The sequence below is a fragment of the Mycobacterium sp. Soil_C_30 genome (assembly GCF_057656995.1).
Window position 1 is genome coordinate 21,843 of sequence record NZ_JBDGJH010000008.1, and the last position, 23,964, is coordinate 45,806.

Sequence of the window (23,964 nt, forward strand, 5' to 3'; positions counted from 1 at the left end):
CCAGCAGTCGTTGCAACAGTTGCAATTTACGACGCGTTCAGTAAAGCAGCAAGACGTTCTGTTGGGGATTGCCAGTGGAGTGCCTTTCGTGGCCTGGTGTTGAGTTCGTCGGCGACTGCCTGGAGGTTTTCAACGGACTGACGTGATAGGTCAGTTCCCTTCGGGAAGTACTGGCGCAGTAGTCCATTGGTGTTCTCGTTGCTGCCGCGCTGCCACGGGGAGGCCGGCTCACAGAAGTAGACATCCATATTGGTGGCGACGGTGAATGCGCGATGCTCTGACATCTCGGCGCCTTGGTCCCAGGTCAGCGTGCCGCGCAATGCTTCGGGCAGCCGGGCAACGGTCGTGATGAGGGTGTCGCGAACAATCTCGGCGCTGCGGTCGCGCCCGACCGGCCCGAGCATCACAAAGCGGCTCGACCGTTCGACCAAAGTGGCGATCGCAGACCCCTGGTTCGCGCCGATGATGAGATCGCCCTCCCAGTGGCCCGGGATAGCGCGATCGTCAACCTCGGACGGTCGCTCGCTGATTGGCTTCATCGGGTCGACGAACCGCGGCCGTCGCACGTCGGATCTTCTCTGCGGCTTACGAACTCCACGACCGCGACGCAGCCCGCTGGCCATTTCGCGCTTGAGCTCGCCGCGGACATGCACGTAGATCGCCTGATAGATCGTCTCGGTACTCACCCGCATCTCCGGCCGCTCAGGGTGGTCTTTGGCCAGCCGATTGCTGATCTGCTCCGGCGACCACTTTTTCTTCAGTTTGGCCTGGACGTAGGCCATCAACTCAGGGTTGGCGCGCAGTTTCACCGGGCGTTCGCGGATTCGGCGCTTAGCCGACAACCGGTGCGCCGTGTGTGGAAGGTACCCGGACTTGGACACGGTGTTGCGCTTCAATTCCCGGCTGATCGTTGACGGCGACCGCTGCATCGCGGCCGCGATCTTGCGGATCGAAAGACCCGTCGAATACAGGTCCTTGAGGTGCTCGCGCTCGAGCAGGCTCAGATAACGCGAATCAATGACCTCCTCAACCCGGTTCAAGTCGACGGTGCCGCCGATGTGGCGCTTAGGACGTGCAGGTTTCACGGTACTGATTGTGGGCTGCGGGTAGCGCACAACGCGGCCATCCGGATAGACCCGGCCACGGTGGATGATCGTGATGCCTTTGTCCCAGTCGGTCGCTGAACGGTTGTCGGCACCGACTCTCCTGGCGGCTTCGCCGCGGGTGAGCCCCTCAGCTCGCAGCCGCAGGAACGCTTCCCGACGCGGGTTGACCTTGCGGGCCTCGCTGGTGAAGATCCCGGCCTTACGCGCCCAGGCGTACGCCGTCGGTCGATGAATCCCCGTGTCGCGAGCGGCGGTCGAGATGTTCATCCGCTCCGCTGCCAGGCGCAGGAAATCGGCCTTCTCCTGCGCGGTGTACCTGCGCGGCGCACGCCGCTGCATCGCCAGCCCGGCCTGCCGAATCCAGCTATATGCAGCATGGACGTTGACCCCTACCGCATCAGCAGCCGCCCTCACGCTGCCATCTCTGTCGAGCAGCACAAAGAACCGTTCCTTTTGCTCCTTGCTGTACTTCGGCCCTGGCAACATCGCCACCCTTCGTTAGGTGTTGCAACGACTGCTGGAACCCAAGCGGTCCGGTGCTCAGTGATGTCGGTCAGCCATATCTGGTTGGCGGCCTGGGCGCTGAATTGACGGTCTACGAGGTCGTCGTGCACCGGCGGTCCCGACCGACGGTTCAGTCCTCGCTTCTTGGCGAAGATCGACCAGATGCGCTCCTGGGAACACAACCGGGCTACTCGGTTCTCGCCGGCGGTGAACCCGCGTCCTGGTAGTTCATCGGCGATGAAGCGGTAGCCGAAGGCGGGGTCGTCGGCATGGATGTAGCGGGCGGCGTTGATAAGGTGCGCATCATCCCAATCGCGCTGCGACACTGGTGCTTTGCGCCATTTGTAGAAAGCCTGGGTCGAGAACCCCAGGACCCGGCAGGTCACCGTGACGGGAACACCGTCATCAGCAAGGTCGAGGACCAGCGGGTACATCATTTTGGGTTGGCGTCCCGAGACAGATAGCCCACTGCGCGGCGCATCACCTCAGCTTCCTGCTCGAGGAGCTTGATTCGCTTGTGTGCTTCGCGCAGCTGCACCGACACGTCATCAGCGGCCGCAGCAGAGGCTGGCCGATCGGCACCGTCTTCACGATCAGCGATCTTGAGCCAGCGGTGCAGGCAGGCCTCCGAGATGCCGAAGTCCTTCGCGATCTGGCGCAGTGGTGCCTCGCCCTTGCGGGCCACAGCGATGACGTCTGCTCGGAACTCGACAGGAAACGGTTTCGGCACGAGATTGATCCTTCCAGCAAGGACGAATCCTCACAGGTCAGGAGTCAACCAAACTGGGGGCAGTCCCCAGCCCCACACCCCCAAACCCAGCTCGAAAACCACCGAAACGCAAAAACGGTGCTTAGCAACGCCATTGAAACACCATGTATTACAACGAGATTGGAGGGCAAACGATGCCCAGCGAAGCTGTGTACTCGGACGATTGGTGGCTAGATCGCAACGACCAAAACCGTTGCGTAGCAATACGAAGGAATGGTAAGCGCTGCCTCAAGATGGCAGTTCGAGGCGCCACAGTGTGTCGCACGCACGGCGGCGCAGCTCCGCAAGTCAAACGTAAGGCGTTGCAACGAATTCAAGAAGCAGCCGACGTAGTTGCGCGCGAACTGCTCGGATTGGCTACGGGTGCTGAATCAGAAGCGGTGAAGCTCAACGCGATTCGCGACGTACTCGACCGCAGCGGCCTCGGCGCCAAAACCGAAGTCTCCGTGGAGGTTAAGCCCTGGGAGCAGCTCATGGGCGACATCACCGGCGTCGCAACGATCTCCCGCGCAGAGCACCGCGCACTCCAAGGGCGGTCATTCATTGACGCCGCACACTCGGCCCCGCCGATCGACGCCGAGGTAGTCGAGACCCCCGCCGACGACGGCCCCGCGCGCCGCGCTGAGTCGAACGGGAGCGAGATGCGGGACCCCGCCGAGGGCGACGACGACCCCGGCGATATGCCGCCCGGCACCGGCGGGCTGATGAGCTTGGAGGACGCTGCTGAGGCCGTGCGACAAGCGGTACGTCGGAATGGGTAGTACAGAAACACCCCCAACCCTTAACGGGCCGGGGGTGCTTCTGCCGGGGAGCTATTTTGCGGCGAGCTTGGCGAGCCTTTCCTCCAACTTCGCCTTCTCAGCGGCGAGCCGCTTCACACGCTCGGCATTCCGCACCGCCCTGGCGTTCTCACGCTCGGCCTGTCGTTCAGCCTTTGCGTTGTCGCGCTCAGCCGCGCGCTCGGGCGACTTCTGCCACTGCCGGTGGTACTGGAACGTCAGCGCGACAGCCTCAGCGGAGATGTCATGGCCCTGTGCGCGAATGTAATTGGCGAAGCTAGTGCTCGCGGGCGTGACCTTGGTGGGCGCGGGGGTGGTTTTCGGGGCCGACTTCGCGCGGGTCGCGGTCTCGGTCATTGTGGTTCCTCTCGGTGGCGTTGGCGATCTTCGCTAAGCCTACTGAGAGTTGGCTAGAATGGCTATATGTGCACTACAGCGGACTAGTGCAGTTAGCTGAAACCGTCGATCTAGGGTACAGTCTAAATGGCTTACGTACGAACCCATGAGACCAAGCAGAAGCGCAATGGCAAGCCGTTGAAGCGGTACGAGGTTGTCTGGCGGGAGCCGGTGCGGGACAGCTTCGGCTTGCCCACGGGGGAGACCAGGGCACGCCAGGAGACCCACCCGACGCGGGAAGCCGCGGAGGCCCGCCGGGCTGAGCTGAACGCCGCCCGCCACACCACCGGCACCACCGCCCTGGCCGACGCTCGCAAGGCGGGGGAGCTGCCGTTTGGGTACTACGCGCGGGGCTGGCTTGACGCGCAGGCATTGAAGGTCGCGCAGGGAAAGCTCAAGCAGCGCACGGTAGATGAGTACGACCGTCTGCTGCGGACGTACGTCCTCGGCACGCTCGGCGGCACTGCCGTCGCGGCGGTCAGCCCAGCCGCGTGCGAGTCGCTACTGACCGCCCTGGTCCGGCAGGTCTCCCGCCAAGGCGATAAGAAGCCGCTCACGCCCGGCACCGTCAAACACATCTGGGACGTGCTGCGGCGGGTGCTTCGGTACGCCGTCCATCACGGCGCGATACCCACGAACCCAACCGACCGCGTGGACTTCTCGGCCCGCCGTGCGCCCTGGCTGGCAACCCGCATGGCCGACTACCTCGCGGAGGTCCACCCGCGCGCTGACGAGGCGAACGCGCCCCTGTGGCCATCGCGGAACAACGGCGGTGGGTACCGAGCGAAGGGGGAGCGGTATGCGGTGCCGTTGGACTGGTCCCAGCCGCTCGCGATGGGAGCGTTCTACGACACGATCCTGAAGCCCGCCCTGGAGGCTGTCGGGCTACCGGCGAGCCGCCCCGCTACGGCGGATGCGCCTGCGACCCGAGGGGTACGGCTCCACGACCTCCGGCATTCGTTCGCCGTCCTCCAGCTCTCGGCGGGCACCCACTTCATGCAGGTGTCGAAGTGGCTCGGTCACAGCACCTTCACGCTCACGCTCGACACTTACGGCGACTACATCCCGGAAGAGGACGGCGGCGCGCTCAACACGCTGCCCGAACCGCCCGCCGTGGCAAAGCCCGCCGAACTACCGAGCAATGTGGTGCAGCTACGACGGCGGGGTTAAAACGGCGGCTCGTCGTCGTGGGCTGCTGGGGCAATGGCTATTCGATCTACCGAGATTAGTGAAACGGACTCTCCGTTGTTCGAATTGGGGTCTGATTTGATAGTTAGCACGGTATCAGGCAATTCGCCAACGATGTCAACGAGCTTTCCTTTGATTTGCCTATCGCGAGTGCTTATTGTGACGGTGCGACCCCACCCCTCTTTGAGAGCGTCGTACATCGCTCTGAGTGAGGCATTTCTATTCTTCTCCGAACTGATTGAGAGCGTCCGTCGAGGATCGTTTTTATGCGCGCCTGAGGTTGGCTGCGAACCGATCCTAAGCCCTCCCCGCATATTTTCATAGATGGCTTCGGCGTAGAAAAGCTGTTCCTGGGCCATTCGCTCCGACTGCCGAACACGCTCCAAAATCTCGGCCATCAAATCAATGTCATCGCGCTTGCGCTCGGTCTTTCCGGGCTGACCGCCGATCATTTTGATGACTTCATTAACCTTTTCTTCGAGCGCGGGCCATTCGCGCTCAAATGTGGCGTCAAGGATGTCGCTGGAAAGACTTCGGTTACAGTTTTCGTTAATGCTTTCGAGCAAACGACGTACATCCTCCTTGTCCGTCGCCGATGTCAGCTGAAACTCGGATAGCGGATTATTGAGGTCGCTTGGCGATAGATCTATCAATAGCGGGCGAACGCGTGAGCCTGTCGCCTTCGCCAAAGCACCAGCCTCAAAATTGAGCCAAGGCGCGTCGCGATTCTCTGTCGTCACACAGACGATTGCCTCGCTCGTCTCCTCCAGCTTCTTAGCTATCTCGGGGCTCCAGCGGGTTCCCTTGGCGAGGCTGTTCGTGGACATAAAGGGGTCGAGTTCCTGAATGACCTTTTGCAACCATGTCTGGAGAAAGCTAGCGAGGACCTGTGCTGGCCGGCCTGACCAGCTGACGAAGATCTGCAACGAACCCCCAGGATGCTGAATGAGTTTGACGATCAGTCCCAACATGCTATGACATCGACTTTTTAGCACGGTTTCTTGCTGGTCGTCCTGACCGCGCATCTAGCCGCGATTTGCTCACCGCCTCCGACATTCATTGGTATGCTCGCCGCCTGCGCGGGTTCGCTCGTCGCATGGGCCGATAGCTCAGTTGGTAGAGCGCCGAGCTGAAACCTCGGAAGTCGCGGGTTCAAGTCCCGTTCGGTCGGCTTGGATTGTCCCTCCGTGTACCGCGCTCTGCTCCTGGTGCCTCTTGACGCCGACTCGGCGCCATAGCTAACACCGCGCCGGCAGTCTCACCCCGGCGTCACCCCGGCGACCGGGGGCGGTTCTAGGGCGAATCGGGGGCGAACCGGAGGCGTACCGAGAACGCGCAAAAGCGCTGTCCTGCAGTCAAAATGCTCGCTCCGGCGAAGCGTTTCCCGAGGTCGCGGAACGCGGCTCGCCCCTTCTTAAAATCCGCCAAGTGTCGGTTCGAGTCCGACTGGGGGCACCGAGACTTGACATTGAACGGTGCAGGTAGGCGCAGTTTCGGCGCCATCTGAACGCGGGCTCGCCTGGCACTTTAGTCCGCCGCGTCCACACCGCGTCCACAATGAAGACGTTTGCTCAATGTCTCAGCAAAGTCGAACACGTGTTTGATACTCTGTATCTCCGTGCCCGCCGGATGAAGAGTGGTGAAGCGATGGCAGGGGAAGTTGGCGAGGACTACCAGCACCCGAAGTGCTACGCGAATACGCGCGGCGGCTGTTCGACCAAGATCTCTGGCGAACACTACGTATCGCACGGCTTGATCAAGTTGTACGGCGGTAACGACCCGGATTTCACGATCCAGCACAACACCGGCAAGGGCGTAGGTCATCCAGTCAAGCCAAAGAACTTCAAAGCCAACATTCTGTGCCAGAAGCACAACTCTGAGCTCAGTCCGGCCGACTATGCGGCGCTGGAATTTGCGACTTTTCTGCGCCGAAATGCTATGGAGTATGACGCCGGGGCTGGTGAGTGGGGCGGAGCGGAGCAGGTCACTATTTCTGGCGATGACATGCAGCGATGGGTGTTGAAGCTGTTCCTTAACCACGCTGTGACCGGCCACTATGACGTGCAGCAAGATCACACCGTGACGTTCCCGGCTGAGGCTATCGACTTGCTGCTAAATCGCGCCGCGTGGCCGTCCACATGGGGGTTGACGGTGCCCGCAGACCCGAACAACAAAGACGTTCGATACACCCCCTTCCAGACCAAAGACGTCGTTGACAGTCACTGGTGGGGCGTTGCGCCGTTCGTGCACAAGGACAAAACGTGGATCGGTGGCGGGATCGTAGACCTCGCTCACCTCAGTTTCGGTCTGACGCTGTTCAATCCAGGTCGCGAGTCTCCTTTTTTCAACAACCCGGGTAACCCTCTTCGCGGGTCGCTACAGCGTCCCAAATTCATCGGCTGGGAGTTGGAAGGCGTTGAGAAGCGCATCAACTTCACATGGGATTACCCGTTGCACGACATAGGGATTACGTACACGCTGATGCCTCAGAACAAGGCCGACCGATTGGCGGGCAAATTACCTGCCGGACATCACATCTTGCTGGAGTGAGACGTGGACGCAAATTTCTGGGCAGCAATTGCTGCGATCTCGCAGGAAATGACGGTGGCGGTCGCAATATGGGCAGTGTTCTACGCTCGTGGTCAAGTCCGGGAGGCGCGCGAGACGCGCGAGCGAGTGGCGCAACCCGATGTAGTTGTGTATGTGGACCAAAACTCTAATGACTGGCATCACATGGACTTGGTAATCAAGAACTTTGGCCAGACTCCGGCGTACAACATACGATTGGCCCTGCCGCCCTTAGCTCACGTGCCGTACGACAATGAGTCCACCGGTGAGCACGTGACCAGTTTGTCTGTGCCCGCCAGCATTGCGGTCCTGGCTCCGAATCAAGAGTGGCGCACGGTTTGGGAGTCGGGTCTCCGTCGGAGCGAGTACGACGGAGATCTGCCCACAGTGTTTGTCGGTGATGTCACGTTCGACGACAAGATCATCGCTGACAAGCCGAGCTACCGAAATCCAATATCCCTGGATACCAATATGTTTTGGAACTCAATGCGCGTTTCGACCACAAGTAGTAGGTCGGTAGAGAAGGCGCTCTACGAAGTTTCTAAGACCCTCAAAGGCTTCACTAGCCAACATGGCGGGGTATGGACGTACAACGTACCGGGTGAAGACGAGGTGCAGCATTACAGAGGCATTTCAGATCGAATCAGAGCGGCTCAGGAAGCTCGCGGGGCTCGAATCAAGAAGAGGCGGGAGCCCAACGGGGAGACCGCAGGCGGAACGGGCGATAGCTAGCACTGCGTCGGAGCGTCAGTTACAGAAAGGCGGTAATGAGCGCCAATGAACCGGTAGAAGCGCCAAGTGCCTTCTTAATAACTGACGACCCGTCGGGTCAGGTAGAAGCGCTCTTCATTCATATTTCTGATCTATCAGAAGGGGAATACGAGCGTTTCAAACGGGCGTACATGACGCTCCACGACGTTCTATTTTCCAACACGTTCTCATACTTTCGAGGCTCAGCTAAGACATTCGGTTCGATCTGGATGGACGCGAATAGGGCCTTCGCGGCGGGAGAGATACGCCCGACCGAAAACCCCGACAGCGCAGTCATATGGACCACGCAGCTGCGCTCTGTGGCACTTACGCTCTGCCTGTCGCTGTGCTACCACCAAGAACAGACGTACCAGGAGATCTGCGAGAAGCACGGAACGAACAGTGCTGAGCACGAGGCAGCAAAGGTCATTTTCGGCGCGCTGCACGACACCTACCCAGGCTACCGATACATGTACGCATTACGAAACGTGATGATTCACGATGCCATGGACGCAATAGCATTGGAGGCGCACGCCGGGTTCGACCCGAACGGTGAACCGATCGGAGTGTGGGATCTTCAGCTGGACCGAAAGTTCCTGTCACAGTCGAAGAAGTTGAACGCCGCGAAGCGGGCTGAGTTCGCGGCTCTCTCCGAGAACCCAAGTTTGGCAGAACTTTTCACACAGGTCGCTAAACCGATGGTGGATGCGAACTCGAAGTTGTTGACCCTATTGCACCCCGATCTTAGTGATGTATGCGGGGCCGCCGTGGAGTTCGACGACCTATTTGATGGGCAAGTTGGTACTCGCGTCCTCTCCCGCAGTCGCAGCCCAAAACTACAAGCAGGGATGCAAATAGGGTTTTCGTCATGGCCGGAAGAACTGATCAGGTTCGCAAAGGACTATCAGCCAGGACAAGAGATTAACCGCTAGCCGTCCGCCAAGTGTCGGTTCGAGTCCGACTGGGGGCGCCAGGCCGGCGGACTTGACGGATAGTCGCCGTCTCAAGAACCGTCTCAGGTGGATGCGACGCTGAGCTTCTGATGGCTGAGGACGGGAGACGGGGTTCTGTGACCGCTGCTGACTGGACACTAGTCCCCGGCAAGGGGCTGGGCGGGCTGGAGTTCGGAATGTCGCCGTCGCAGGTGGACGCACTCGCCGAGGTCTACGGCCCGCTGGAGTCGCGAATGGGTGACGGGCTTACCGACGATCTGTTACACGAGACTCTGCAACTGTTCGGCGATGGATTGAGCGACCAGGAGAAGCAGGATCTCATCGCCGCTTACGCCGAGCACGGGCCTTCCTCGCAGAGCGTCACGGAAACGCGCAAGGGTTCAGGCTTGATTCTGACGTACATGACAGATCGCCTGACCGAGATCATGGTGCCCGCCACGAGCCCCGTGATGCTGGCCGGTGCCGATCTGCTGTCGCTTGGCCCAGCCCAGGCGTTGGCGCTGCTGGAGCGCCTGAACGGCGCCCCCGGGCGCTACGCCGACACGGAAGCCGCGTTCGACGCCCTCGCGCTGTCGGTGGACGGGTTCTGCGTCACCGACCGGGCTGCCGGTGTGCAGATCCTGGATGCCGCCGATGAGCGGTTTCGGGCGCGGACGATAGTGGCCCGTTCGACGCCGTATCTGCCGGAAGACGAGAGAGAGCGGTTCCGGATCTACTCGGTTCTCGAGTAGCGCCGGCGCACGAGTCCTGCTGCTGCACTTGGTTTTCGGGGTGCACGCGCGACGCAGACCTTCATCTCGGCGTCTGTGGATCCGCTGGCCACCGCGTGTCGGAGACCGGACCCGCACCTACCTTGCGCACCACCGCCAGCACGATTCGCGCGCGGTGCCCACCACGCCCCGATCCACCCCGGCTACCCTCGCGGGCATGGCATCACCACGCGTCGCGGTCATCGGAGCGGGTCTGTCCGGGGTGGCATGCGCACGGGCGTTGCAGGAGCGCGGTGTTGCAGTCGAGGTCTTCGAGCGTGGCCGCGCTCCGGGCGGTCGCATGGCATCGCCGACCCTGCGCGGACGTCGCGTCGACATGGGTGCGGCGTACTTCACCGTCAAGGATCCGGACTTCTCCGCGGTCGTCGACGGGTGGGCAGCCCGCGGACTGGCGCGCCGGTGGACGGACACCTTCGACGTGGTCTCCCCGGACGGCCGCGACGTCACGACGGGGCCGGTGCGCTTCGCGACGCCGGACGGGCTGCGGTCGTTGGTGCGCGATCTGCTTCCCGATGACGTCCGCCTCGAGTCGGCGGTCGAATCCCTGGACGATCTCACTCATGACGCCGTGGTGCTGGCCATGCCTGACCCGCAGGCCGCCCGGCTGGCGCCGCAGGCATGTGAATGGGTGGAGTACGAACCGGTGGTCGCCGTCGCGGCCGGCTGGTCCGAGCGGAACTGGACGGTGGCCGATGCCGCGTTCGTCAACGACGACCCGGACGTGTCGTTTGTCGCCGACGACGGATCGCGGCGCGGTGACGGCGCACCGGTACTCGTCGCGCACACCACCGCGACACGTGCGCGTGCGCACCTGGAGCGTCCGGACGACGCAGTGGCGCCGGTGCTCGCCGCACTTCGCCGATTGTTCGGCACGGCCGGGGAACCGTTGTGGACGCACGCGCACCGCTGGACGTTCGCCAAACCCGCGGGCACCCACGGCGACGCCGAGTTCGGCTTGACGAGCACGGGCCGTCCACTCGGTCTCTGTGGCGATGCGTGGTGCCCGTCGGGTGCTCCGCGCGTCGAGTCGGCCTGGCTGTCAGGGCGGCGACTCGGCGCTGCGCTCGCCGAGATCCTGACCTAGCCGCTCACGGACGGAACTGAAGGATCCGGTCGTCTCCGTCGCGGGGATCACCGCGGCCGTCGCGGTTGCTGGTGGTGAACCACAGCGATCCGTCCGGCGCCGACGTCACCGTGCGCAACCGCCCGAACTGCCCGACGAACCGCGCCGACGGCGATGCCAGCACGCCATCGGCTGCCACCGGGATCTGGATCAAGCGCTGGCCGCGCAGGGCCGCCACCCACAGCGACCCGCTGTGGTACGCCAGCCCCGACGGCGACGCCTCATCGGTGGACCACTGCAGCGCCGGGTCTATCAAGCCGTCGCGTCCCGCCCGGCCCTCGACCGTCGGCCACCCGTAATTGCCGCCCGGCTGGATCAGGTTCAACTCGTCCCAGGTGCGTGCCCCGTACTCGGTGGCCCACAGGCGTCCGGCGGGATCCCATGCCAGCCCTTGCACGTTGCGATGCCCGTACGACCACACCGGTGACTGCGGGTAGGGGTTGTCCGACGGGACAGAGCCGTCGGGGTTGATCCGCAGGATCTTGCCGCCCAACGATGAAAGATCCTGCGCCAGTGCGGGAGTGCCTCGCTCGCCCGTGGCCACGTACAGTTTGCCGTCCGGCCCGAACGCGATGCGCCCGCCGTCGTGGATCGATCCCGCCGGGATGCCGGTCAGCACCGGCGTCTGCGCACCCAACGCCGATCCGTCGAAGTCCATCCGGACCACCCGGTTGTCCGCACCGGTGGTGAGGTAGGCGTACACCGCCTGCCCCGACGTGGCCAGCCCCAACAGCCCGCCTTCACCGCGGGCCACGACGTCGGCCACCCGCCCTATCTCGTTGACGGCTCCGGTCGGCTGCAGGTGCATGACCGCGCCGGTGTTGCGTTCGGCGATCAGCGCGCTGCCGTCGGGCAGGAACGCGATGCCCCACGGCACCGCCAGGCCGGTGGCGACGTCGGTGACACCGCCCGCCGCCGGTTCACTGTGTGAGCGCGGAGCTTCGGTGCAGGCGACGACCAGCAGTGCCGCCACCGCGGCAACCAGGCTGCGAACAGCTATGACCATGCCGGCGGATACCCGGCAGCGTCGGAGTTCACGCCGGCGCATCCGGCCGCCGTCGGGTTCACCATCCCCGTAGACGATGTAAGTGATTGCCCCGCAGGCCGTTCCGTCACGACCTGGCTCGCGTCCATGCGCGTTGCCGGCCGCTACCACTCGCCGTTCCAGGACATCAGGGGGCAGAGTGGCCGCAACGGTGAGGAAGCGCCGTCACGGCGAGCAGAATCAAATGTCGGCCTGTCGAGCGGTGGGGCACCGGATCGGCGGTGACCGCTGACGACGGACGCGCGCCGTCTACTGCAGACCAGGGCAAACGGGCAAAAGGCCACGTTAAACCACATGTCCAATGTGGTCTTTCGGCATCCACAAGCGCGTAGTGTGATTTGGATCACATCGGGGCTGATCTGTTGTCAGCCAACGAGAGGCACTACGAATGACGACGACCGAGCATGCCGATCAGCCCGCCGACGCACCCAACGCCGGTACGGCAAAAGTGGGACTGGTCTATCCAGGGATGGGGCTGTTGTTCGTCGTCCTCATCAGTTGCTTCACCGCATGGGGCATCGCCGCCGACCTCACGACGCCGATGGTCGCCGGCTTCAAGCGCATCTTCGAGATGAACACCTTCCAGGCCTCGCTCGTGCAGCTGGCGTACTTCGGCGCGTACTTCCTGCTGGCGATTCCTGCCGCGCTCATCAATCAGCGGTTCGGCTACAAGGCCGGGCTTCTGTCCGGCGTCCTTCTCGCCGCCGCGGGTGCCATCGCGTTCTATCCGGCGAGCAAGATCATGACCTACGAAGCATTTTTGGTCGCGCTGTTCGCGATCGCCGCCGGGTGCTCGATTCTCGAGACGTCCGCCAATCCCTACGTGCTTTCGCTCGGCCCGGAGGAAACCGCGACCCGTCGACTCAACTTCGCGCAGGCGTTCAACCCGGTCGGCACGAACATCGGTGTGCTCTTGGCCGCCACCCTCATCCTGCCGAAACTGGACGAGCCGGTGAACATGGCCAACGTGACTCCGGCCCAGGAGGCAGCCGTACGCGCCGGCCAATTGGGCGCCGTGATGGGTCCGTATCTCGGCCTCGGCTTCGTCCTCATCGCGATCGGACTGGTGATCGCGATCAAGAAATCTCCGCCCATCGTCGAAGAGTTCCCCGACGCTGACATGGAGGGCCAGTCCCCGCTGAAGATCCTGATGTCGAACAAGCGGTACGTGTACGGGGTCATCGCGCAGTTCTTCAACGTCGCGGCGCAGGTGTGCACGTGGACGTTCCTGATCCAGTATTCGCAGCAGGCGCTGAACGGATCGCTCGAGATGGGCGGCTATCTGCTGCAGGCGAGCCTGATCGTGTTCCTCATCTCCCGGTTCTTCATGACGTGGCTCATCGGGAAGATCCGCGCGACGAAGGTCCTCACGGTCCTCGCCCTGCTGGCTGTCGTGCTCTGTGTGTTCGCGATGTTCTCGCCCAATGTGGCCGGGGTCGGCGCCGTCGTCGCGCTGTCCTTCTGCCTGTCCCTGATGTTCCCGACGATCTACGGCGTGGCTCTCCAAGGGCTCGGGCCGGCAACGAAATTCGGCGCGGCAGGACTCGTGATGGCCATCGTCGGCGGGGCGATCATGCCTTTGGTCCAAGGCTTGCTGCTCGACGCGACGAGCCCGGCGATCTCCTTCATCGTTCCTGCTGTCTGCTTCGCCGTCGTCGCCAGTTTCGCCGTTTACGACCTGAGAGCGGCGCCCAGCACGGTCAAGGAGCTAGCAGCATGAAGCGCTATTGGATCATCCTCGTGGCGGTTGTGCTCGCGGCATGCGGCGGCGGGCAACAGGGCAATTTCTCCGACCAGACCAACCGACTCGAAGTCGTGTCGTGGTGGGTGTCGCCCTCCGAACACCCCGCTTTCGAGTTGCTGCTCAACGCATTCAAGGCCGCGAATCCGGACGTGGAGACCGTCGACGGCACCATTTCCGGCGGCGGCGGAAGCAACGTCCAGGTAGCGCTCGCCGCGCGCCTGCAGGCCGGTGATCCCCCCGACGTGTGGCAGACATTCCTTGGCAGTTCGCTGCGCGCCTGGGTCAACGCCGACCGGATCGTCGACGTGTCCGGCGTCTACGAAAGCTCGGGTCTGGATCGGACCATGCCTCAGGCGTTACTCGACGCGGCCACCTACAGGGTCAAGGCGTGGGGGGTGCCGACAGGGTCTCACCGCGGGAACGTGCTCTGGTTCAGCCAGCGAGCGCTGAAGGAGGCCGGTGTGACGCCGCCGGGTCCCGACTACACAGTGGAGGCCTTCGAGGCCGATCTCGCGAAGGTGGCCGCAGCCGGGAAGACGGCGTTGTGCCTCGGCGGGAAGGACCGGTTCACCTCCACCGAACTGTTCGAGAACACCCTGCTGGGTGTGGTCGGCGCCGACGGCTGGTCGCGGATCGGAGACGATTCGTTCGACTGGCGCGGAGCCCAACTGCGGCAGGCACTGACCCAGTTCGGCGACATCGTCTCCCGGGCCGATCCGGATGCGCCCGGGCTCACCTGGGACGAGGCCGCGAAGAAGCTGGCCACCGGCCAGTGCGCCTTCCTGTCGATGAACGATTCGGTCTACGGCGAGCTCGTCGCGAACAAGGCCGTGGAAGGCAAGGACTTCGGCTACGTCGCGTATCCCGGAACGTCGGGTGCCTACCTTGCGATCGTGGACACGTTCGTCGTGTCTGCCGACGCCGAGGACGGAGTGAATGCCATGAAGTTCTTGGAGACCATCGCCGACCCGAAGACGTCACTGGAGTTCAACAAGCTGAAAGGGTCGGTGCCGATCCGCGACGACGTTGACGTGGCAACGTTGCCTCCCTACCAGCGCCAGGCGTCCAAAGCGCTGTTCGGCGACAAGATCCTGCTGTCGATGACCCATGGCGAGGTCATGTCGACGAACTTCCAGCAGGCGCTCTACGACGCGGTGGCGTCCTTCGCGAGTAGCAAGAACGCGGACGGGTTCATCGACACCCTGCAGGGCTCGATCGAGGTGCCACATGTCGGACCATGACCGCGACGAGCACGACGGGCCGCTGTACCTTGTCGTCACAATCAAGCCGCGACTCGACCGCCTCGCCGAGGCCGAAGCCCAGCTTCGGTCGATGCGCAAGAACACGCTGACAGAGCCGGGGTGTGTGTTCATGCACTTCCTTGCTTCTCAGGAGGATTCGGACACCTGGATGATGCTCGAGATGTTCCGTTCGCGCGCCGCGTGGGACGAACACATGCGCCAGCCCTACAACACCGAAGGCAACAAGATTCTCGAAGACCTGCTCCGCGAACCCTCCGACCTTCGGTTGCTCCGCGAGAAGTGAGGCGTTCCGGTAACCCGCAAAAGCGCTGCCTTACAGTCAAATACCCTCTCACTGTGACAGCAGCACGGCAAAGGCGCGTGACCTGAGCCGGAACGCATGCCAGTGCGCGTTGGGCTCAATCAGGATGCGCGGCGAACCATCCGAGCAACAGGTCGGCCACCGCACCGGGATCCTCGTCCAGCATCCAATGAGACACCCCGTGCAGCACCTCGAAGTGGTACTCGGTACCAACGCCGCGGCCACTGGCTTGCGCACCTTTCATGCTGAGGAAGGTGTCGCCGTCGCTGAACACATGCATTGTCGGGACCGTGATCTTGGCGCGCATGAGGCGAAGAAAACCGTTCAGTGGCAAGGCCCGGTACCAGTTGATGGCGGCTGTGAACGCGCCAGGTGCGGCCATCGCCCGAGCATCGCGCTCGGCGCGCTCGGGTGTCTGCCCATGCGCCCGAAGGAATTTCGACAGGCCGGTGGCAGTGCCGCGGCTGCCCACAAAGACCCGCTCCGGAATGAGGGGCAGCTGAAAGACGTACACATACCAGGACGCGATAACCTGCCGACTGGTCACCAGTGCTTTCAGGCCACCGATGGGATGCGGCGCCGACAACGCTGACGCAGTGACCAAGCGAGCGGGCATCTGCGCCGCGGCGAACCACGTCACGAGGGCACCGCAGTCATGCCCGACAAGGTGTACGCGCTGCGCTCCGCTCCAGTTGATCAGCGTGCGGACGTCCTCGACCAGTTCGGACACCCGGTAATCCCGGCGGCGTGTCGGTCGTGCGCCTCGGGAGTAACCCCGCTGGTTGGGTGCGAGACAGCGATAGCCCTCAGCGGTGAGTTTCGAGATCACGGCGTCCCAACTGGTGTTCTGTTGAGGAAAGCCGTGCAACAAGATCACTACTGGTCCGTCGGCAGGGCCGGCGTCGATGACGTCGAATACAAGCCCGCCGCGACTGTACTGATCCATTCGTACTCGCTTACCAGAGTTTCCCTTTGTGCGGCGGTTATTCGGACATTTCACGATCATCGCCATGGCACCGGCAGGCACACTGTTTTTGTGGTCTTTCCCAGCGCCCATAAATTCATGTTCGACGAAAACCTGACCGGATCACCGCCCGCCCGGTGTTCACGCCGGTGCATCCGGCAGCCATCGTGATCGGCGGTGTAAGCGATTGCCACACAAGGTGTTTGCGCGAACACTCTGGTAACCCTGGTCAGGGGGAACAGGTGTGGCGCGGGCCGAGAATGTCATCACCGTGCACAGCAGCCGCCCGCTGCGCGCGAGGAGTTCTGGATGGCTTGACTTGACTGCAGCAACTCACTGCACCGTGAACAAAATCGAATGCCAGCCGGTGGATCCGTCGGGCACGGGTCCCGGGTTGATCAGCGGCAGCCGTTCCTCGGCCTGCATCATCCCGGAGCCATCGAACGCGCGGCACGACACCATGTGCTGACCAGGAGCCAGCGGGGTGGTGAGCCGGAACATCCGCCAGGTGTTCACATTCACCTCGGTCGCCAATTCGGCTTCCTGCCAATCTCCTTGGTCGATGCGCACCTCGACCCTGCTGATGCCGCGGCCCTGCGCCCATGCGGTCCCCGCGACGGTGACCTCGCCGCCGGGCACCCGCTGAAACGATGCCGGCGCATCGATGCGCGAGGAGATCTTGATGGGCGCCACGCCCGGCGGCCGGCCGTCCCAGCCGCGCTCCACCCAGTACGGCTGCACGTCGTAGGTGGTCAGCTCCAGCTCGGTCAGCCACTTGGTGGCCGAGACGTAGCCGTACAGACCCGGCACGACGGTGCGGATGGGGAAGCCGTGCTCGGGCAGCAACGCCTCGCGGTTCATCCCGATTGCCACCAGCGCGTCCTCACCCGCCTGGCGCAGGAGGTCCAACGGCGTGCCGAGGGTGAACCCGTCGACAGAGTGACCCACCACCTGTTCGGCGCCATCTTGGATCCCGGCCCGGTCCAGCAGCTCCAGCAGCGGCACCCCGATGAAGTTCGACGTCGAAACGTACGGTCCGCCAACCTCATTCGATACGCATGTCATCGTGATCGTCTGCTCCACCAAGGGCATGGACCGCAGCTCGTCGAAAGTGAACTCCAAGGGATTGTCCACCATCCCGGTGATGCGCAACACGGCATCCTCGGCGCGCAGTTGCGGCACCGCCAGGTTGATGTCGATGCGGTAGAAATCCGCACTCGGGGTCAAGAACGTCGGCGTGCCGAGCTCCGGAAAGGCGGCCGAGGCCGGGATCGGCGGGGCCGGTGTGGTCGGAATCAGCTCGCCGACGGCGCGCCGCGACGCTGCGACGTCCACCCGCTTGGTGAGCGCGAAGCCGCCTGCCCCGGCCACCAGTGCCCCCACCGCCGCTGCCAGGGAGCCCACCAGGAACCGGCGCCGATCCATCCCGGCCGACGAAGCCGTCTCACGCGGCTGCGCGCGCCGGTGCAGCCACCAGAACACCGACAACCCGGCGACCAGCGACGCCGCAGGCGCCAGCAGTACCAGTCCACCGACCGACTGCTCGGACACGGCCAGCGCACCCACCACGCCCAGGACGACGATCGCCAGCAGGCCCGGCACCGCGCTGCGGCGGCAGATCAGTCCGATCACCAGGCCGGCGACGGCCAGCACCACCGCCATGCCCACCAGCAGCGCGGGCTTGTCGTTGGTCCCGAAGTTCTCGATCGCGAAGTCCTTCACCGGCGCCGGTGTCCGGTCGATGGTCGCGTTGCCGACCGCCAGGAACGGTGACGCGGCAGGAAGCAGCAGCAGGCCGGACACCAGATGTCCGGTACCGAGCGCGGCGAGCACCGCGATCAGCCCGGTCAGTGCGGCTCGCAGCGCGGGCAGCCTGGGCGAAGACGTCATAGCCCTGGTTCGTAGCGAACCGCCTTTGGGATGGGATCCGGATTGTCGGGGCCTCGTGCGGATGAATGCAACGAACCTGCCCACTTACCCCGCTTCCTGGCGTGCGGGCGAAGTGCCACCAAAAGGCGCTATCGCACAACGCCTTTGCGCAGAGGATGGAATCCACCCGTTTTTGCCCCAGTCAGCGGCGCCCCTGACTTGCGGTTTCGCCGCGCGAGAACCCCGAAAGGTGTTCACTGATACCACCGTCATTCGGGTTTATCGAGGTGAGTCTCATGGCGCGCATTGATCTGTTCGCGAAAATTCCATTGATCGGGATGGCCCTGGTGTTTCTGGCGATGTTCATCGTCGCGGTCACCGCGTACCTGCACGTCGGGTGGTATTCGATCATCGGCTACGCGATCGCGGCGGTAGTCGCCGTGGTCGGCTTCGTCATGACGTTTCGTGATGTCAGGGATGCACCAGGACCTGCCGAGCAGTGGGACGTCCGAGGCACCCCCATCGATCCCGCGTCACCCCAGAACTGACCAGAGGGAGGGCTGGTTCCATGACCACCGCACCCAAGCAGTCTGTCTACGACAACTCCGCGCTGAAGGCGGAGGACGAGGGCTACCACAAGGGTCTCAAGCCTCGGCAACTGCAGATGATCGCGATCGGCGGCGCCATCGGCACGGGACTGTTCCTCGGTGCCGGTGGCCGCCTGGCCAACGCCGGGCCGGGCCTGTTCTTGAGCTACGCATTCTGCGGCATCTTCGTCTTCCTGATCCTGCGCGCCCTCGGCGAACTCGTGTTGCACCGGCCGTCATCGGGGTCATTCGTGTCGTATGCGCGTGAATTCCTCGGCGAGAAGGCGGCATTCGTTGCCGGCTGGATGTACTGGCTCAACTGGGCGATGACGGCCATCGTCGACTGCACCGCCATCGCGACCTACTTCCACTACTGGTCGGGGCTCGAGAGCGTCCCGCAGTGGGTGCTGGCACTGGCTGCGCTCGCGGCCGTGGTGGCCATCAACATGATCTCGGTGACGTTGTTCGGGGAGTTCGAGTTCTGGGCTGCGCTCATCAAAGTGGTTGCGCTGATGGCTTTCCTGGTTGCGGGCACCATCTTCCTCGCCGGACGCTATGAGATCCAGGGACAGCCAACCGGGTTCAGCGTGATCGCCGACAACGGCGGGTTGTTCCCCGCGGGCCTCTTCCCGCTGGTGATTGTCATGTCTGGTGTGGTCTTCGCCTACGCTGCAGTAGAACTCGTCGGAACCGCAGCCGGTGAAACGGCCCACCCGCACAAAATCATGCCGCGCGCCATCAACTCGGTGATCGCCCGTATCGCCGTCTTCTACGTCGGCTCGCTGTTCCTGCTGGCGCTTCTTCTGCCCTACACCGCATACCAGGCCGACGAGAGTCCCTTCGTCACGTTCTTCGGCAAGATCGGGGTGGACGGCGCGGGCAGCGTCATGAACATCGTCGTGCTGACCGCCGCGTTCTCGAGCCTGAACGCCGGGCTGTACTCGACGGGCCGCATCCTGCGGTCGATGGCGATGAACGGCAGCGCACCGAAGTTCACGTCGGTGATGTCGAGCCGGGGCGTGCCGTACGGCGGCATCTTGCTGACGGCCGCGGTCGGGTTGTTCGGCGTGATCCTCAACCTTCTCTTCCCCGGTGAGGCATTCGAGATCGTGCTGAACATGGCAGCTCTCGGGATCATCGCGTCCTGGGCCACGATCGTCATCTGCCAGCTCCAGCTCTACCGCTGGTCGAAACGGGGCATCTTGGAGAGGCCGGCATTCCGGTTGTGGGGCTCGCCCTACACCGGCTACCTCACGTTGGCGTTCCTGTTCGGCGTCGTGGTGCTGATGGCGCTCGACCCACCGATCGGCACCTGGACCGTCGCCACGCTGGTGGTCATCATTCCGGCACTCATCGTCGGTTGGTACGCGGTCCGCGGGCGGGTGCTGGAGGTGGCTCGGGAACGCCAGGGCTTCACCGGCGAGTTCCCGGCCATCGCCAACCGCCCGCCGCGACGCGGCAGGGGCACCAAGAAATGACCCGCTGATCACACACGTTGGGGGACATCGGCACTGAGGGCACGGTCGAGGAACTCGGCGGGGATCTCGGGCCAGTCGGGATGCCACCGGCCGGCCTGCTTGTCGTCACGCAATTCGGACAAGGTGGCGACCACGTGGGGACCGCCGTCGACCAGATACCGCAGCATCTGCAGTCGGGCGCATTGAGCGGCCACCGCGGCGATCGTGGCCTTGGCCTCCTCGGTACGTTCGTCGGCGGCCAGGCAGGCACCCAGCAGCCGATTCGCCCGCAGCAGCGCCTGCGGCCGGTTCAGCGGGACCAGGTGGTCCACCCATTCGCGGGCCCAGCGGCACGCCAGCGCTCGGCGCTGCGGGTCGCCGTCGGCGATCAGACGGCGGATCGCCGAGGCTTCCTCGAACTGCACCGCGATCTCGTCCATCGCGTCGCAGGGTTTTCTGCGCGCCTCGTAGCTGGCCGTCTCGGTGGGGCCGAACTCCGGATGAGGGGGAAGACCCAGCCGGATCCGCTCGTGCTCGGCGAGCGCCCGCAGGCGATTGAGCGACAGGCTCCGAGCAACGCGGGCGGCTTCGTCGAGGCGCTGCGTCGCGGCGAGCCGGTCACCCTGCAAGGCCTTGATCCGCGCGCTGATCACGTACCGGGCGATCTTGAAGTCGACGGATCCCCCCTCCGGGCCGAGCTTGTACCCCTCGTCGAGCATGCGTTCGGCTTCCTCGATATCGCCGCGCTCGTAGAGCAACTCACCCAGCAACGAGCTGGCCAGCCGGGCGGTATAGGAGTGCACACCGCCGGAACGTTTGGCGATCCGCAGGGCCCGGCGGAAGTACTTCTCCGCCTCGGCGTTGTCGAGCATCAAGTGGTGCGCCAGCCCGGTGAAACACAATCCGTTGACCACAGTGAACGCGTCGCCGCTGCGCTCGTAGAACGGGGCCGCCCACGCCTGGATGCGATGCACCTCGGCCAGGTCGTAGTGGTAGGCGGCCTCGAACGTCGCCACATTGGCAGCCGAGGCAACAGTGAAGGGGCGCATGTGATCTCGACGCTGCAGGCACGCCGAGATGTGGTCGGCGATACCGGCCAGCCGGTCCGAGCGCAGGTCCACCACTCCACGCACCACGCCGAGATCTGCCCGCAGGTCGGCGACCTCGTCCTCGGACAGGTCAGAGGCCGCCAGCGCGGACTCCCCGGCCGCAAGTGCCTTCTCGGCGGCCGGGATTCGATGCAGCACGATATTCGCCCACGCCAACGCGAGTTGCATCCGCGGACTCGACCGCACCGACGCTGCGGGGAGTTTGGCGATCAACCCGATCAGGGTGGACATCTGGGAGTTGGCTACCAGGCAGATCCCGTCGTTCTCCACCAGCCGTACTGCGCGGGCGTCGTCCCCGCCCGCCAGGGCGTGGTCGACCGCCTCGCTGACCAGACGGTGGTCGGCGTACCACTCCGAGGCCACCCGGTGTAGCTCGTCGACGCGCTCCGGTTTGTCCCGGCCGAGGCGGTGCCGGAGGAAGTCGCGGAACAGGCTGTGATAGCGGAACCACATCTCGTCGATCCGGTGCAGGAACAGGTCGCGTTCCTCGACCTGTTCCAGGAGTGTCACCCCGTCCTCCACACCGGTCAGCGCCGACGCCAGGTCACCGCAGATCCGTTCGGGGACCGACGTGGCGAGCAGGAAATCGAGCATCGACGGTTCCAGGGTGTCGAGGACGTTCTCGGCGAGGAACTCGCTGATGGCGTGATGCCGGCCCGTCATCGTCTCGATGAGCCGGACGGGATCGTCGCGGTCGCGCAGCGACAGCGAGGCCAACTGCAATGCGGCCACCCACCCGTCGGTCTTGGCGGTCAGTTCTTCCACGTCCGCGCGGTCAAGGTCCAGCCGAGCGATGTCCACGAGGAAGCTCTCCGACTCGGTGACGTCGAAACGCAGTGCGGTGGAGTCGATCTCGATCAGTTCATCTCGCATCCGCATCCGGCTCATCGGCAGACCACTCTGGTTGCGACTGGTCACCAGCACCGTCAGTCCGACCGCGATGTTGTCGAGCAGATAGCGCAGGGCCGCGATGGTCGCGGGATCGGTGACGTGCTGCCAGTCGTCGATCACCAGAGCCATCTGCCTGCCGCTCTGGTGGATGTCGTTGATCAGGGTGGTCAGCACATACCGGCCGGCCTCGTCGCCGTGTTGCTCCAGCACATCACCCAGGTCGGCCGCGAGCGCCGGTGCGACAGTGTGGATCGCCTGGATCAGATGCGACAGGAACCATGTCACGTTGTTGTCGTCGTGGTCGATGGTCAACCAGGCGACCGTCACCCCGTCGGCGACGAGCTGGCGGGCCCACTGCGCCGCCAAAGTGCTCTTGCCGAAGCCGGTCGGGCCGTGGATCACGGTGAGTTTCTTGTTCTTCGGGGCCCGCAGCGCATCGATCAATCGGGCACGTTCGACCAGTGGCTTGGTCGACACCGGTAGCAGGAACCGGGTGGCGGGCGCCGGCGGCGTCGGGGTGCGCAGCGGATACCCGCTCGACGGTGTCCCCGACGCTGACGTCGGGTCGTAACGGATCGCGGGTGCGGGGACGGGAATGGCCATGTCATCAACGGGCAGGCCGTGTCGGCGCTGGAGCTCCCGGCACTGCTCGCCGAATGCCTCCGCGGTGGACGGGCGGTCACCGAGGTCGCGCGACATCGCCTGCTCGATGACCTCGCAGACGTCAGCGGGCAAGGTGGTGTCGCGCAGGTTCGGCATCGGGTCGCGGGTGATCCGCAGGAACTGCGCCACCATCTGCTCGCCCTTGCGGCGCTCGAACACGGCGTGGCCCGTGCCTGCGCTGAACATCGTCGACGCCAGGCTGTACACGTCGGAGGTGACTCCCGGCGTCTCGCCGAACAGGACTTCGGGCGCGGTGTAGGCGGGTGAACCGATGACCGCCCCGTCGCCGGTTTCGAACGCTCCGACGATGCGGGCGATCCCGAAATCCGTCAGTTGTGGCTCGCCGTATTCGGTGAGCAGGATGTTCGCGGGCTTGACGTCGCGGTGCAGGGTGCCCCGCCGATGGGCCGTCTCCAGGGCGCCTGCCATCTTCACCCCGACGCGAAGTGCGTCCTGCCAGCCGAGAGCTCCGGTGTCGTGGATCGCCGACTCCAGCGAACCGTGCGGGTGATACTGCATGACGATGTAGGGGCGCCCGCTGGCGATGGTGCCAACTTGAAAGACGTTGACGATGTTGGGATGGCCGGACAACTTGCCCATCGCCACCTGCTCGCGCATGAACCGGCCGAGATTCTCCGATTCCAGGTCGGCGGTCAAGACCTTGACCGCGACCGTGCGATCCAGGGTGCGTTGGCAACAGCGGTAGACAACTCCGAATCCGCCGCGGCCGATCTCCTCAGGCTCGGAGAACCCGGCCGCTTCCAGTTCCGCCGGAATGCCGGCGGGGAGGTCCCGTTGGGTGGGCAACGGGTCGTTGCGGACCATCGTTCGTCTCGAAACTCCAGGAGCGTCGGTAAAGCTGTTCCGAGGATAGCCCCGGCTGTTTCCGGTAAACCCGGGGAGGTCGGGGTTGTTCGACCGCCTCCAGGGCGGCCTGCATTGCCGATCAAATGGCCATGCCGCCAACAACGTTGACGCCGAGGATGCGTCGAAGCGAGGGAGGCCTGTGCAGACACAAGGGCGGGTTCGGGAGGACATGAGCGCGTCTCATACCGTCCACGCGGTCGGCTTTCATCTCTTGCCGACTCTTTGGAGTGGTCACTCCCGAACCCGTCGTGCCATCGATGCTACGCCGCGTGAGACGCCGACACCAGAAGTAATCCGGT

The 23,964-nt window shown here is 64.0% G+C and carries 18 protein-coding genes, 1 tRNA gene and 2 pseudogenes; 13 read left to right on the top strand and 8 right to left on the bottom strand.

Features of this window, described 5'->3' with window-relative positions:
• Positions 1-26: 26 nt before the first annotated feature.
• Together AC3A6P_RS16635 and AC3A6P_RS16640 are read right to left on the bottom strand one after the other, a co-directional pair.
• On the bottom strand, positions 27-1,445 hold the full coding sequence (locus tag AC3A6P_RS16635) for an IS30 family transposase (RefSeq protein ID WP_487692997.1): 1,419 nt from the start codon (positions 1,443-1,445) through the stop codon (positions 27-29).
• A 191-nt stretch (positions 1,446-1,636) separates the two neighbouring features.
• A pseudogene (locus tag AC3A6P_RS16640) lies at positions 1,637-2,340 on the bottom strand (IS3 family transposase); the annotation flags it as partial.
• 419 nt (positions 2,341-2,759) lie between these two features.
• Here AC3A6P_RS16640 and AC3A6P_RS16645 point away from each other — a divergent pair.
• The gene (locus AC3A6P_RS16645) at positions 2,760-3,140 is read left to right on the top strand and encodes a hypothetical protein (protein ID WP_487692764.1); all 381 of its coding nucleotides are present in this window, start codon (positions 2,760-2,762) and stop codon (positions 3,138-3,140) included.
• 51 nt (positions 3,141-3,191) lie between these two features.
• On the opposite strand, the gene AC3A6P_RS16650 is transcribed toward AC3A6P_RS16645, so the two are convergent.
• On the bottom strand, positions 3,192-3,515 hold the full coding sequence (locus AC3A6P_RS16650) for a hypothetical protein (protein ID WP_487692765.1): 324 nt from the start codon (positions 3,513-3,515) through the stop codon (positions 3,192-3,194).
• A 126-nt stretch (positions 3,516-3,641) separates the two neighbouring features.
• On the opposite strand from AC3A6P_RS16650, the gene AC3A6P_RS16655 reads away from it, so the two are divergent.
• The gene (locus AC3A6P_RS16655; RefSeq protein WP_487692766.1) at positions 3,642-4,724 is read left to right on the top strand and encodes a tyrosine-type recombinase/integrase; all 1,083 of its coding nucleotides are present in this window, start codon (positions 3,642-3,644) and stop codon (positions 4,722-4,724) included.
• On the opposite strand, the gene AC3A6P_RS16660 is transcribed toward AC3A6P_RS16655, so the two are convergent.
• Complete coding sequence (locus tag AC3A6P_RS16660) at positions 4,721-5,713, bottom strand: hypothetical protein (protein ID WP_487692767.1); 993 nt, start codon at positions 5,711-5,713, stop codon at positions 4,721-4,723. The two genes, AC3A6P_RS16655 and AC3A6P_RS16660, sit on opposite strands and share 4 nt — an antisense overlap.
• 127 nt (positions 5,714-5,840) lie before the next feature.
• Between AC3A6P_RS16660 and AC3A6P_RS16665 the strand changes: the two genes are divergently transcribed.
• From AC3A6P_RS16665 to AC3A6P_RS16690, 6 genes are all read left to right on the top strand, one after another.
• A tRNA-Phe gene (locus tag AC3A6P_RS16665) sits at positions 5,841-5,913 on the top strand.
• Positions 5,914-6,338: 425 nt separating this feature from the next.
• The gene (locus tag AC3A6P_RS16670) at positions 6,339-7,292 is read left to right on the top strand and encodes a hypothetical protein (protein ID WP_487692768.1); all 954 of its coding nucleotides are present in this window, start codon (positions 6,339-6,341) and stop codon (positions 7,290-7,292) included.
• Between the two features lie 3 nt (positions 7,293-7,295).
• Positions 7,296-8,042: a hypothetical protein gene (locus tag AC3A6P_RS16675; protein ID WP_487692769.1), complete on the top strand. Its 747-nt coding sequence runs from the start codon at positions 7,296-7,298 to the stop codon at positions 8,040-8,042.
• A gap of 35 nt (positions 8,043-8,077) precedes the next feature.
• Positions 8,078-8,992: a hypothetical protein gene (locus AC3A6P_RS16680; RefSeq protein WP_487692770.1), complete on the top strand. Its 915-nt coding sequence runs from the start codon at positions 8,078-8,080 to the stop codon at positions 8,990-8,992.
• A gap of 137 nt (positions 8,993-9,129) precedes the next feature.
• The gene (locus tag AC3A6P_RS16685) at positions 9,130-9,744 is read left to right on the top strand and encodes a hypothetical protein (protein WP_487692771.1); all 615 of its coding nucleotides are present in this window, start codon (positions 9,130-9,132) and stop codon (positions 9,742-9,744) included.
• 196 nt (positions 9,745-9,940) lie between these two features.
• Positions 9,941-10,867, top strand: coding sequence for an NAD(P)/FAD-dependent oxidoreductase (locus tag AC3A6P_RS16690; protein WP_487692772.1), 927 nt, complete (start codon positions 9,941-9,943; stop codon positions 10,865-10,867).
• Between the two features lie 4 nt (positions 10,868-10,871).
• On the opposite strand, the gene AC3A6P_RS16695 is transcribed toward AC3A6P_RS16690, so the two are convergent.
• Positions 10,872-11,912 carry a PQQ-dependent sugar dehydrogenase gene (locus AC3A6P_RS16695; protein ID WP_487692773.1) on the bottom strand — a complete coding sequence of 347 codons (1,041 nt, stop codon included), beginning with the start codon at positions 11,910-11,912 and terminating at the stop codon, positions 10,872-10,874.
• Between the two features lie 508 nt (positions 11,913-12,420).
• Between AC3A6P_RS16695 and fucP the strand changes: the two genes are divergently transcribed.
• From fucP to AC3A6P_RS16710, 3 genes are read left to right on the top strand one after another with little or no spacing between them, the layout of a single operon-like run.
• Positions 12,421-13,671 (top strand): L-fucose:H+ symporter permease, encoded by a 1,251-nt coding sequence (gene fucP / locus AC3A6P_RS16700; protein WP_487692774.1) that lies wholly within the window; start codon positions 12,421-12,423, stop codon positions 13,669-13,671.
• Positions 13,668-14,936: an ABC transporter substrate-binding protein gene (locus AC3A6P_RS16705; RefSeq protein WP_487692775.1), complete on the top strand. Its 1,269-nt coding sequence runs from the start codon at positions 13,668-13,670 to the stop codon at positions 14,934-14,936. The genes fucP and AC3A6P_RS16705 overlap by 4 nt, the downstream gene beginning before the upstream one ends.
• On the top strand, positions 14,923-15,240 hold the full coding sequence (locus tag AC3A6P_RS16710) for a putative quinol monooxygenase (protein ID WP_487692776.1): 318 nt from the start codon (positions 14,923-14,925) through the stop codon (positions 15,238-15,240). The genes AC3A6P_RS16705 and AC3A6P_RS16710 overlap by 14 nt, the downstream gene beginning before the upstream one ends.
• 115 nt (positions 15,241-15,355) lie before the next feature.
• Here the strand turns inward: AC3A6P_RS16710 and AC3A6P_RS16715 are convergent, their stop codons facing one another.
• Both AC3A6P_RS16715 and AC3A6P_RS16720 read right to left on the bottom strand, forming a co-directional pair.
• Positions 15,356-16,204 (bottom strand): alpha/beta fold hydrolase, encoded by an 849-nt coding sequence (locus tag AC3A6P_RS16715; protein WP_487692998.1) that lies wholly within the window; start codon positions 16,202-16,204, stop codon positions 15,356-15,358.
• A 351-nt stretch (positions 16,205-16,555) separates the two neighbouring features.
• Complete coding sequence (locus AC3A6P_RS16720; RefSeq protein WP_487692777.1) at positions 16,556-18,112, bottom strand: molybdopterin-dependent oxidoreductase; 1,557 nt, start codon at positions 18,110-18,112, stop codon at positions 16,556-16,558.
• A 275-nt stretch (positions 18,113-18,387) separates the two neighbouring features.
• Here AC3A6P_RS16720 and AC3A6P_RS16725 point away from each other — a divergent pair.
• Together AC3A6P_RS16725 and AC3A6P_RS16730 are read left to right on the top strand one after the other, a co-directional pair.
• A pseudogene (locus AC3A6P_RS16725) lies at positions 18,388-18,564 on the top strand (hypothetical protein); the annotation flags it as partial.
• A 95-nt stretch (positions 18,565-18,659) separates the two neighbouring features.
• Positions 18,660-20,156: an amino acid permease gene (locus tag AC3A6P_RS16730; protein WP_487692778.1), complete on the top strand. Its 1,497-nt coding sequence runs from the start codon at positions 18,660-18,662 to the stop codon at positions 20,154-20,156.
• An 8-nt stretch (positions 20,157-20,164) separates the two neighbouring features.
• Here AC3A6P_RS16730 and AC3A6P_RS16735 read toward each other — a convergent pair whose 3' ends face one another.
• Positions 20,165-23,623, bottom strand: coding sequence for a protein kinase domain-containing protein (locus AC3A6P_RS16735; RefSeq protein WP_487692779.1), 3,459 nt, complete (start codon positions 23,621-23,623; stop codon positions 20,165-20,167).
• Between the last annotated feature and the right edge of the window lie 341 nt (positions 23,624-23,964).

Excerpts from the sequence above, each read along its gene's own strand:
- AC3A6P_RS16705 (WP_487692775.1), top strand. The coding sequence starts at position 13,668 with ATGAAGCGCTATTGGATCATCCTCGTGGCGGTTGTGCTCGCGGCATGC.
- AC3A6P_RS16720 (WP_487692777.1), bottom strand. The coding sequence starts at position 18,112 with ATGACGTCTTCGCCCAGGCTGCCCGCGCTGCGAGCCGCACTGACCGGG.
- AC3A6P_RS16650 (WP_487692765.1), bottom strand. The coding sequence starts at position 3,515 with ATGACCGAGACCGCGACCCGCGCGAAGTCGGCCCCGAAAACCACCCCC.
- AC3A6P_RS16730 (WP_487692778.1), top strand. The coding sequence starts at position 18,660 with ATGACCACCGCACCCAAGCAGTCTGTCTACGACAACTCCGCGCTGAAG.
- AC3A6P_RS16715 (WP_487692998.1), bottom strand. The coding sequence starts at position 16,204 with ATGGATCAGTACAGTCGCGGCGGGCTTGTATTCGACGTCATCGACGCC.
- AC3A6P_RS16660 (WP_487692767.1), bottom strand. The coding sequence starts at position 5,713 with ATGTTGGGACTGATCGTCAAACTCATTCAGCATCCTGGGGGTTCGTTG.
- AC3A6P_RS16635 (WP_487692997.1), bottom strand. The coding sequence starts at position 1,445 with ATGCAGCGGCGTGCGCCGCGCAGGTACACCGCGCAGGAGAAGGCCGAT.
- AC3A6P_RS16690 (WP_487692772.1), top strand. The coding sequence starts at position 9,941 with ATGGCATCACCACGCGTCGCGGTCATCGGAGCGGGTCTGTCCGGGGTG.
- AC3A6P_RS16735 (WP_487692779.1), bottom strand. The coding sequence starts at position 23,623 with ATGGTCCGCAACGACCCGTTGCCCACCCAACGGGACCTCCCCGCCGGC.
- AC3A6P_RS16655 (WP_487692766.1), top strand. The coding sequence starts at position 3,642 with ATGGCTTACGTACGAACCCATGAGACCAAGCAGAAGCGCAATGGCAAG.
- AC3A6P_RS16710 (WP_487692776.1), top strand. The coding sequence starts at position 14,923 with ATGTCGGACCATGACCGCGACGAGCACGACGGGCCGCTGTACCTTGTC.
- AC3A6P_RS16695 (WP_487692773.1), bottom strand. The coding sequence starts at position 11,912 with ATGGTCATAGCTGTTCGCAGCCTGGTTGCCGCGGTGGCGGCACTGCTG.
- fucP (WP_487692774.1), top strand. The coding sequence starts at position 12,421 with ATGGGGCTGTTGTTCGTCGTCCTCATCAGTTGCTTCACCGCATGGGGC.
- AC3A6P_RS16680 (WP_487692770.1), top strand. The coding sequence starts at position 8,078 with ATGAGCGCCAATGAACCGGTAGAAGCGCCAAGTGCCTTCTTAATAACT.